This is a genomic window from Mycobacterium sp. NAZ190054, assembly GCF_001545925.1.
Lineage (GTDB): Bacteria > Actinomycetota > Actinomycetes > Mycobacteriales > Mycobacteriaceae > Mycobacterium.
In genome coordinates this window covers 1-7036 of sequence record NZ_LMVQ01000199.1, presented here as the reverse complement: position 1 = coordinate 7036, position 7036 = coordinate 1, and the positions used below count along the sequence as shown (strand labels likewise).

Sequence of the window (7036 nt, the reverse complement as noted above, 5' to 3'; positions counted from 1 at the left end):
GGGTCGAGGACTTGGCCCGCCCCGTTGCGGTCCCTGTCGTTTGCCCGGGTCGACGACGTCCGTCGTGTCGAGCTCCCCGAAGCCACGAGCAAGATCGTAAGAGTTCGGCCGTCGACGGCGCAGGCCAGACACGATTCCCACGCTCTGCGCGGCCCACGCGTCGAGCGCGGCCTGCTCACCCTTGACCCGCTGCTCGGTCGCGGCTTCGGCCGAGATGCCCAGCGGCAGCGGTGAGTCCAGCAGCAGTCGGGCGACCTTGTTCGGATGTGACCCGGCATACGCGAGCGCCACCTGGGCGCCGTTGCCGATGCCGAGCAGCGCCAGCGCGGGCACGTCCCAGGTGGTGCGCAGCCGCTCGATGTCCTCGGCGGCGTGGGCGTTGTCGTAGGCGGAGTCACCGGGGGCGATCGTGTCGGTGCAACTCGTCGTCGCGGTCATCGTGATCGCCCCGAGGTTGGCGACGGGGTCGTCGCCGGGCTGGAACTGTGCCTGCTCGAACATCTCCTGCCGGTCGAACAGGTCGCGGCAGTCCAGCGCCCCGGACATGCCGATGCCGCGGCGGTCCACCGACACGATCGGGTGGCTCTTGAGCACGTCCGCGCCCGCGCGGGACAGCCACACGGGCAGCTGCACCGACGACGGGAGGTCCGAGCCCGTGGTCATCACCAGCGGGCCGGCGTCGGCGGGGGTCTGCACCGACGTCGCCCGGACCACCCCGATGCTGACGGTGCCGCTGGCGCCGTTGATCGGGTCGAGGTCGGCGTCGAAACTGGCGCAGTCGAGTTTCACGCCGGGCAGCGCCTGCACGGCTGCCGACGCGAACACCCGCGAGGTGCAGTCCCGCCAGGACAGGTCGTTCTTCGGGGCCTCGACGGCGGGCGGGCCCGGGGGCTGGTCGCTGGTCTGTGGTTCCCCCTGCGGGCCGGCGCCGGAATCGGTGGCGAAGCGTGGATTGGCGGCGAGGCCGGGGGAGCAGGCCGCCAGCGGGAGCACGACAGCCATCGACAGCACGACAGCCGGCAGCAGACGACGCATGGGGACCACAGTACTGACCGGCACCTATCCTTCCTCGGCGGCCGAGCGGACATAGCGCAGGTACAGAAAACCCTGACCGTCGGTCAGCGCATGCCGCAGTTCCATCCGCGCATGCACCTCGTCCGGGCCGGTGACGATGCGCCCGGCGGTGCCGCCGACGACTTTCGGCGCGACGGTCAAACAGAGCTCGTCGAGCAGGTCCTCGGCGCTGAACATGCCGAGCGTGCGGGGACCGCCCTCGGTGAGCACCCGCAGCAGTCCGCGCTGGGCGAGGATCGCCAGCGCCGTGCGCGGGTCGGCGGATTCCGGGTCCGGGCCGGACGCGTCGATCACCTCGGCGACCCTGCCCAGGCGTTGCCGGGTGGCGTCGAGCGCGGCGGACGACGTCAGGATCAGCGGTGCGACCTCGGTGCGGTCGAACAGCCTGGCGTCATGGTCGATCCGGCCCGACCGGGTGAGGACGGCGATCGGCGGCACCTCGGACTGGCCCCGGCGCTGCCGCGCCAGCCGCTCGGCCGCCCCGAACTGCACTCCCGAGTAGTTCTCCACCCGAACGGTCGACGCGCCGACCACGATCACGTCGGCGAGTTCGCGCAGCGCCGAGAACAGCGCGCGATCACCCCCGCCGCCGAGCTCCCCGGACTTCCCGTCGCTGGTCGCGCCGCCGTCGGCGGAGGCGATCATGTTGGCGCGCACCCAGCAGCGCCGCAGGCCGTCGGGGTAGGCGTAGTGCCCCGCCAGGTCGGCCCGACCGAGCTCGCCGGTCCGGCCCAGCACTGTGAACTGCGTCCCGTCACCCTCGGCGGACATACGCAGAATCACAGCACGCCGATAGGGTGCGTGCATGCACGGGTCCAGTGATGTCGCACATCTGGTGGATCGGCAGCCCAGCGTCACACCGGAACGTCTGATCGCGCAGCTGATCCCGCCGCCCACCTTCGCCGACGTCAGCTTCGACAGCTACCGGCCGGATCCGGCCGAACCGTCGCAGGCGAAGGCGGTACAGACGTGTCGGCAGTTCTGCGAGCAGGCCGAGCAGCGCCGGGCCGGCAAGAAGAAGCTGTTCGGCAAGCGTGAGGTGCTGCCCGGGGTCGGGGTCTACCTCGACGGCGGGTTCGGTGTCGGCAAGACCCACCTGCTGGCCTCGTCGTACTACGCGGTGTCGGGCAAGAAGGCGTTCGCCACGTTCGGTGAGCTCACCCAGCTGGCCGGGGTGTTCGGTTTCCTGGAGTGCATCGACCTGCTGTCGGAGTACGTGCTGGTGTGCATCGACGAGTTCGAGCTCGACGACCCCGGCAACACCACGCTGATCTCGCGGTTGCTGTCGGCGCTCGTCGAGCGCGGGGTGTCGGTGGCCGCGACGTCGAACACGCTGCCCGAACAGCTCGGGGAGGGCCGGTTCGCCGCGCAGGACTTCCTGCGCGAGATCAACACGCTGGCAGCGATGTTCACCACCGTGCGCATCGAGGGGCCGGACTACCGGCACCGTGACCTGCCGCCGGCGCCCGAGCCGCCGAGCGACGCGGAGGTGGCCGAGCGGGCCGCGGAGGTGCCGGGCGCGACGCTCGACGACTTCGACGCGTTGTGCGCGCATCTGGCCACGATGCACCCGTCGCGGTACCTGACGTTGATCGAGGACGTGTCCGCGGTGTTCATCACCGGTGTGCACCCGATCGACGACCAGAATGTGGCGCTGCGGCTGGTGTCGCTGACCGACCGGCTCTACGACGCGGGCATCCCGGTGGTCGCGTCGGGCACCAAACTCGACACCATCTTCAGCGAGGAGATGCTCGCCGGTGGCTTCCGCAAGAAGTACCTGCGGGCGACGTCGCGGCTGCTGGCGATGACCGCGGCCGGTCAGGCCGGCCGCACCATCACGTAGTCCTGCTCCCAGTGGCGGCCCAGGCGGAACCGCTTGGTGCCCGCGACGGTGAAGCCGTGCTTGGCGTAGAAGCGCTGTGCGCGTTCGTTGCGCTGGTTGACGCCGAGCCACACCGACGCGGCGCCCAGTGAGCGTGCGTGCTGTAGGGCCGCGGTCATCAGCGCCGCAGCAGCACCGGCGCCGTGGCTCTCGGGCAGCACGTACATCTTCGACACCTCCACAGTGGGAAGCGCGGTGACCGCCGCCGCGACGTCGGCGTCGTCGGGTACGCCGCGAATCATCATGGCGTAGCCCAGGATCCGGTCGTCTTCGACGGCGGTGAGCACGGCCCGGTCGGGGTCGGTCAGGTACTCGGTGAACCGCTCGGCGGACAGGTTCTCGGCGATGAACGCCGCGACGTCGTCGGGTCCCACCGCGGGCGGGCAGGCCAGCGGGAAGGTGCGGGCGGCGACGTCGGCGAGTTCGGCGATCCGGCGGGCGCAGGCCGGTACGACCCTCAGGCCACGTTCCACTGCGCCAGGCGGGTTCCGGTGATCTTGTCCAGCAGCACCACGTTGGACACCAGGTCGCGGTAGCAGTCCCACCACACGCCGCCGGTGAACGGCCGGCCCGCCACGGCGTTCTGCATCATGTGCTGCAGCGCGTCGGGAGCGTCGCTGTTGCGTGATTCGTAGGCGTCCCCGGTCGGGGTGACGCCGCGGAACGAGAACGTGATCGCCATCGCGTACGGCGTCGGCATCTGGACCGGGGTGACGGTGATGTCGGCGCGGAAGACCTGGTAGCGCGGCGCCCGCGGCGGATAACCGAAGCCCGGCGGCGGCGGGGACGGCAGGATGTTGTTGACCGACACGTCGGCGATCAGGCCCTCGTATTCGACGCGAAGCGTGTCGCCGAGACGCCCGATCGGGATGCCGGCGGCCGAAGCCGGCGGTGCGGCGACGCCGCCGAGCGTCGCCAGGGTTGCGATCAGGAGTACGAGCCAGCGACGCATGCTTGGCATGATCGCACACCGCCGGGCGCGGCTGGATGGTCTTGGTCGTCGGCGGCGCTGCGGGGCCGCTGTGTGGTCACGGCGCGGTCAGCGCCTCCAGCGCTTGACGCAGCTCGCGCTCGAAGCGTTCCCAGTCGATGCCGACGCCGTGCAGCACGCCGCCGTCGTCCTCCTCCTCGTACAGGGCCAGCAGCAGGTGCTCGGTGCCGATGTAGTTGTGGCCCAGCCGCAGTGCGTGCCGGAACGTCAACTCCAGCGCCTTCTTCGCGCGGGTGTCGAACGGGATCAGCGCCGGGACGCCGTCGGTGCGGGGCGGCAGCGTGATGCGGTCGGCCACGGCGCCGACGTCGATGCCCTGGTCGGCGACCAGGCGCATGGCCAGGCCGGTCGGGTCGGCGAACAGGGCCAGGATCAGGTGCGCGGGCGTGATCTCGGCGTTGCCCGCGGCGTGGGCCTTGTTCTGGGCCTGGACCACGACGTTGCGGGCGCGTTCGGTGAACCGGCTGAATCCCGCGTTCGGGTCGAGCGCGGCCGTGTCGACCGGAGTCCGCGGGACGAACCGTTTCTGGGCGGCCTGTTTGGTGACGCCCATGCATCTGCCGATCTCGGTCCACGACGCACCGGAGCGGCGGGCCTGGTCGACGAAATGCCCGATGAGGTGGTCGGCCACCTCGCCGAGCGCCTCGGCGGCCAGCACCGCGTCGGTGAGCTGGTCGAGCGGCTCGTCGTGCACACGGGTGATCACGTCGATGAGGTCGTCGAGCCGGACGGGATGGCTGATCTTGGGGTTGTCACTCATGCGTCAACCGTAGGTTGACGAAGCCGAGTCGTCAACCCTGGGTTGACGAATCTGGTCGTGGGTAGCCGCGGCGCACGGTGCGGTCGAGAATGCCGAGCGTCCCGCGCAGGGCGAGCTCGGACACCACGGGGAAGATCGCCGCGTCGCGCCACTGGGGGTGAATGTCGGACCAGTCGTAGAACGACGTGACGCGGGTGCCGTGGCCGGCGGGTTCCAGGCGGTAGCCGTAGACGTGTCCGATCTGCGGTGTGAGCCGGCCCAGGATGGTCCACGCGATGAGCCGGTCCCGCTCGTACTCGGTGATCCGTACGGTCACGTCGTAGCGGCCGAGTTCGGGGTAGTCGTTGAGGGCCTCGCGATCCATGTGCACCACGAAGCTGTCTCCGACGGCGAGGACGGGTGTGCCGTCGGCGTCCTGCAGCATGCCGGTGGCGTCGATGGCGACGTGGCCCTGCGGGTCGCACAGCACGGCGAAGATGTCGGCGGCAGGTGCGGCGATGGTGCGGGAGACCTCGATGCGATCTGTCATCGCTCGAGGGTGTCATGCGAGTGGTGCGGGTCACTCTGGGGTTTCGCACTCGGTGAAATTCGGGAATCCGTAGCCACTATGAAGGCGGGCGAGGGGTCATCGGCGCAGCCGCGGATGCTGCGGCGAGCGCTGGACTTCATCCACGAGAACGCGGAGTACGACATCACGATCCGCGACATCGCCGCGGCGGCCGACGTGACGCCGCGGGCGATCCAGTACGCGTTTCGCGCGCACATGAAGACCACGCCGCTGGAGTATCTGAGGAGGATCCGGCTGGAGCGGGCGCACCGCGAGCTCAAGTCGGCCGACCCGGCCTACGACACCGTGACCTCGATCGCGGGACGGTGCGGGTTCAGCCATCCGGGCCGATTCAGCAGCGCCTACAAGGAGGTGTTCGGAATCGAGCCCAGCCGGACGCTGCGCTCGCCGTGACGGCCCGCGCACGGCCGGGTCACATCGGCGTGAAGCCGACCCCGTTGAACTTTCCGGCCTGCCACCCCTGCGGACCCATGCACACCAACGGCCGGCCGTCGGGCGCCTGCGCGGCGGACTGCCGCTGCGGGCACGGGCTGCCGATGTCGCGGACGCCGACGAGTTCGTAGCTGATCTGCCAGAAGCCGGTGTAGATCGGCGGCCATTGATTCGGGATCCACCGGCACTGCAGCGCCTCGCCGCCGGGGCCGCGCCCGAACGTGTAGCGGTCCATGTTCGTGCAGGGCGCGGTGAGATGGGCGTCGTAGATCATGCCGGGTACGTCGGTGGCGTAGCGGCCCGGCTTGTCGGGATACATCGGCCCGGGTTCGGCCGACGCCGCCGGAGCGGAGCACAGGACCGCAGCGCCGAGTGCGGCCGCTGCGAGCATCTCGCGGATCATGTCCACCCCTAGGTCATCAGGCACCGTACCGGCGTACCGCGACATTAGCGGGTGCGCCGGGAATGCTGTGAGCTTTCGGTCCCGGAGAATGATCTCGGCCCGCCACCCGGGGGGTAGATGGCGGGCCGAGCGTATCGGGTTCGTCTTGGCGGTTCAGTCAACCGAACACTGTCGAAGCTATGGCCCCAACCTGAGAGGGACCTAATAGACAGTTAGGTCTCTGCTTCGAAAACCTCAGACCCCGACGCCGAGCCTGCTCAATTCGGCGGTCGCGTTGCGCTCGACGAACAGTGGAACGAAGTCTCGGATGGGACTGCCGGCGAAACGGGCGTACTGCTCCTGCACGACCTCGGTCACCTGAGCCGGCTCAACCTCGGCGTGGGCATCGGCCAGCCGCTGCGCGAGCTGATCGATGATCTGCTGTTCGGTCAACGCGATCACCGCCACAGCGTGCCGCTGATCGTCGTGGCAGTCAATCGCCCGCCGCGCTATTTCAGTCGCAGCACCGACGCCGGAACCCAGTGCGTCACCGGATCTTTCTCGCTGCCGTGCCGGATGGGATAGGTGACCAGACCCCACCACCGGCCCTGCTCGCTGAGGCCCCAGCACTTGAGCTCCCCTTCCACGATGGAATCCATCTGCAGACCTTTGGGGTGGTAGCGGCCGTCGCAGTGTGGTTCGCGCGGGAACAGGGCGACCAGGTCGACCAGTACGGTCCGGGGCGGGTGCACGCGGCGGAACACCGGGCGGAGAGGCTGACCGCCGTGCCCGATCTTCTGCATCGCCACCATTCGATCATATGTGCGGCTCCTCAGGTTCTTGTGGGTAGCTGAGGGTGCAGTCCGCCGAGGCAGAGATAGATCATTGAGGTCAGTGTTCGGGCTGAGTGGTGGCCGTAGCCGCGGGCGTTGATGAGGCGGATTTTG

Annotated in this window: 11 protein-coding genes; 2 read left to right on the top strand and 9 right to left on the bottom strand. The window is 69.6% G+C overall.

Features of this window, described 5'->3' with window-relative positions; all coding sequences use genetic code 11:
• The coding region (locus ASJ79_RS15170) for an alpha/beta fold hydrolase (RefSeq protein WP_231750858.1) at positions 1 to 1035 on the bottom strand (1035 nt) is incomplete at its 3' end.
• A 24-nt stretch (positions 1036 to 1059) separates the two neighbouring features.
• Positions 1060 to 1845, bottom strand: coding sequence for a pyrimidine reductase family protein (locus ASJ79_RS15165; RefSeq protein WP_067956523.1), 786 nt, complete (start codon positions 1843 to 1845; stop codon positions 1060 to 1062).
• Between the two features lie 34 nt (positions 1846 to 1879).
• Here ASJ79_RS15165 and zapE point away from each other — a divergent pair, with 34 nt between their 5' ends.
• Positions 1880 to 2917, top strand: coding sequence for a cell division protein ZapE (zapE, locus tag ASJ79_RS15160; RefSeq protein ID WP_067956522.1), 1038 nt, complete (start codon positions 1880 to 1882; stop codon positions 2915 to 2917).
• On the opposite strand, the gene ASJ79_RS15155 is transcribed toward zapE, so the two are convergent.
• From ASJ79_RS15155 to ASJ79_RS15140, 4 genes are all read right to left on the bottom strand, one after another.
• Positions 2893 to 3429, bottom strand: a complete 537-nt coding sequence (locus ASJ79_RS15155; RefSeq protein WP_067956520.1) for a GNAT family N-acetyltransferase — start codon at positions 3427 to 3429, stop codon at positions 2893 to 2895. The genes zapE and ASJ79_RS15155 overlap by 25 nt on opposite strands.
• On the bottom strand, positions 3414 to 3908 hold the full coding sequence (locus ASJ79_RS15150; RefSeq protein ID WP_197420224.1) for a hypothetical protein: 495 nt from the start codon (positions 3906 to 3908) through the stop codon (positions 3414 to 3416). The genes ASJ79_RS15155 and ASJ79_RS15150 overlap by 16 nt, the downstream gene beginning before the upstream one ends.
• A gap of 76 nt (positions 3909 to 3984) precedes the next feature.
• On the bottom strand, positions 3985 to 4707 hold the full coding sequence (locus ASJ79_RS15145; protein ID WP_067956517.1) for a Clp protease N-terminal domain-containing protein: 723 nt from the start codon (positions 4705 to 4707) through the stop codon (positions 3985 to 3987).
• Positions 4708 to 4738: 31 nt separating this feature from the next.
• The gene (locus ASJ79_RS15140; RefSeq protein WP_067956514.1) at positions 4739 to 5236 is read right to left on the bottom strand and encodes an SRPBCC family protein; all 498 of its coding nucleotides are present in this window, start codon (positions 5234 to 5236) and stop codon (positions 4739 to 4741) included.
• A 78-nt stretch (positions 5237 to 5314) separates the two neighbouring features.
• Between ASJ79_RS15140 and ASJ79_RS15135 the strand changes: the two genes are divergently transcribed.
• Positions 5315 to 5668: a helix-turn-helix transcriptional regulator gene (locus tag ASJ79_RS15135; RefSeq protein WP_067956512.1), complete on the top strand. Its 354-nt coding sequence runs from the start codon at positions 5315 to 5317 to the stop codon at positions 5666 to 5668.
• Positions 5669 to 5687: 19 nt separating this feature from the next.
• Here the strand turns inward: ASJ79_RS15135 and ASJ79_RS15130 are convergent, their stop codons facing one another.
• From ASJ79_RS15130 to ASJ79_RS15120, 3 genes are all read right to left on the bottom strand, one after another.
• A complete protein-coding gene (locus ASJ79_RS15130; protein ID WP_067956528.1) occupies positions 5688 to 6110 on the bottom strand; it encodes a hypothetical protein in 423 nt (140 codons plus the stop codon).
• A 234-nt stretch (positions 6111 to 6344) separates the two neighbouring features.
• Positions 6345 to 6551 carry a three-helix bundle dimerization domain-containing protein gene (locus ASJ79_RS15125; protein WP_067956526.1) on the bottom strand — a complete coding sequence of 69 codons (207 nt, stop codon included), beginning with the start codon at positions 6549 to 6551 and terminating at the stop codon, positions 6345 to 6347.
• 47 nt (positions 6552 to 6598) lie between these two features.
• Positions 6599 to 6892, bottom strand: coding sequence for a hypothetical protein (locus tag ASJ79_RS15120; RefSeq protein WP_067956524.1), 294 nt, complete (start codon positions 6890 to 6892; stop codon positions 6599 to 6601).
• Positions 6893 to 7036: the final 144 nt, after the last annotated feature.

Coding starts and splice junctions, on each gene's coding strand:
- ASJ79_RS15165 (WP_067956523.1), bottom strand. CDS start 1,845: ATGTCCGCCGAGGGTGACGGGACGCAGTTCACAGTGCTGGGCCGGACC.
- zapE (WP_067956522.1), top strand. CDS start 1,880: ATGCACGGGTCCAGTGATGTCGCACATCTGGTGGATCGGCAGCCCAGC.
- ASJ79_RS15150 (WP_197420224.1), bottom strand. CDS start 3,908: ATGCGTCGCTGGCTCGTACTCCTGATCGCAACCCTGGCGACGCTCGGC.
- ASJ79_RS15145 (WP_067956517.1), bottom strand. CDS start 4,707: ATGAGTGACAACCCCAAGATCAGCCATCCCGTCCGGCTCGACGACCTC.
- ASJ79_RS15140 (WP_067956514.1), bottom strand. CDS start 5,236: ATGACAGATCGCATCGAGGTCTCCCGCACCATCGCCGCACCTGCCGCC.
- ASJ79_RS15135 (WP_067956512.1), top strand. CDS start 5,315: ATGAAGGCGGGCGAGGGGTCATCGGCGCAGCCGCGGATGCTGCGGCGA.
- ASJ79_RS15130 (WP_067956528.1), bottom strand. CDS start 6,110: ATGATCCGCGAGATGCTCGCAGCGGCCGCACTCGGCGCTGCGGTCCTG.
- ASJ79_RS15120 (WP_067956524.1), bottom strand. CDS start 6,892: ATGCAGAAGATCGGGCACGGCGGTCAGCCTCTCCGCCCGGTGTTCCGC.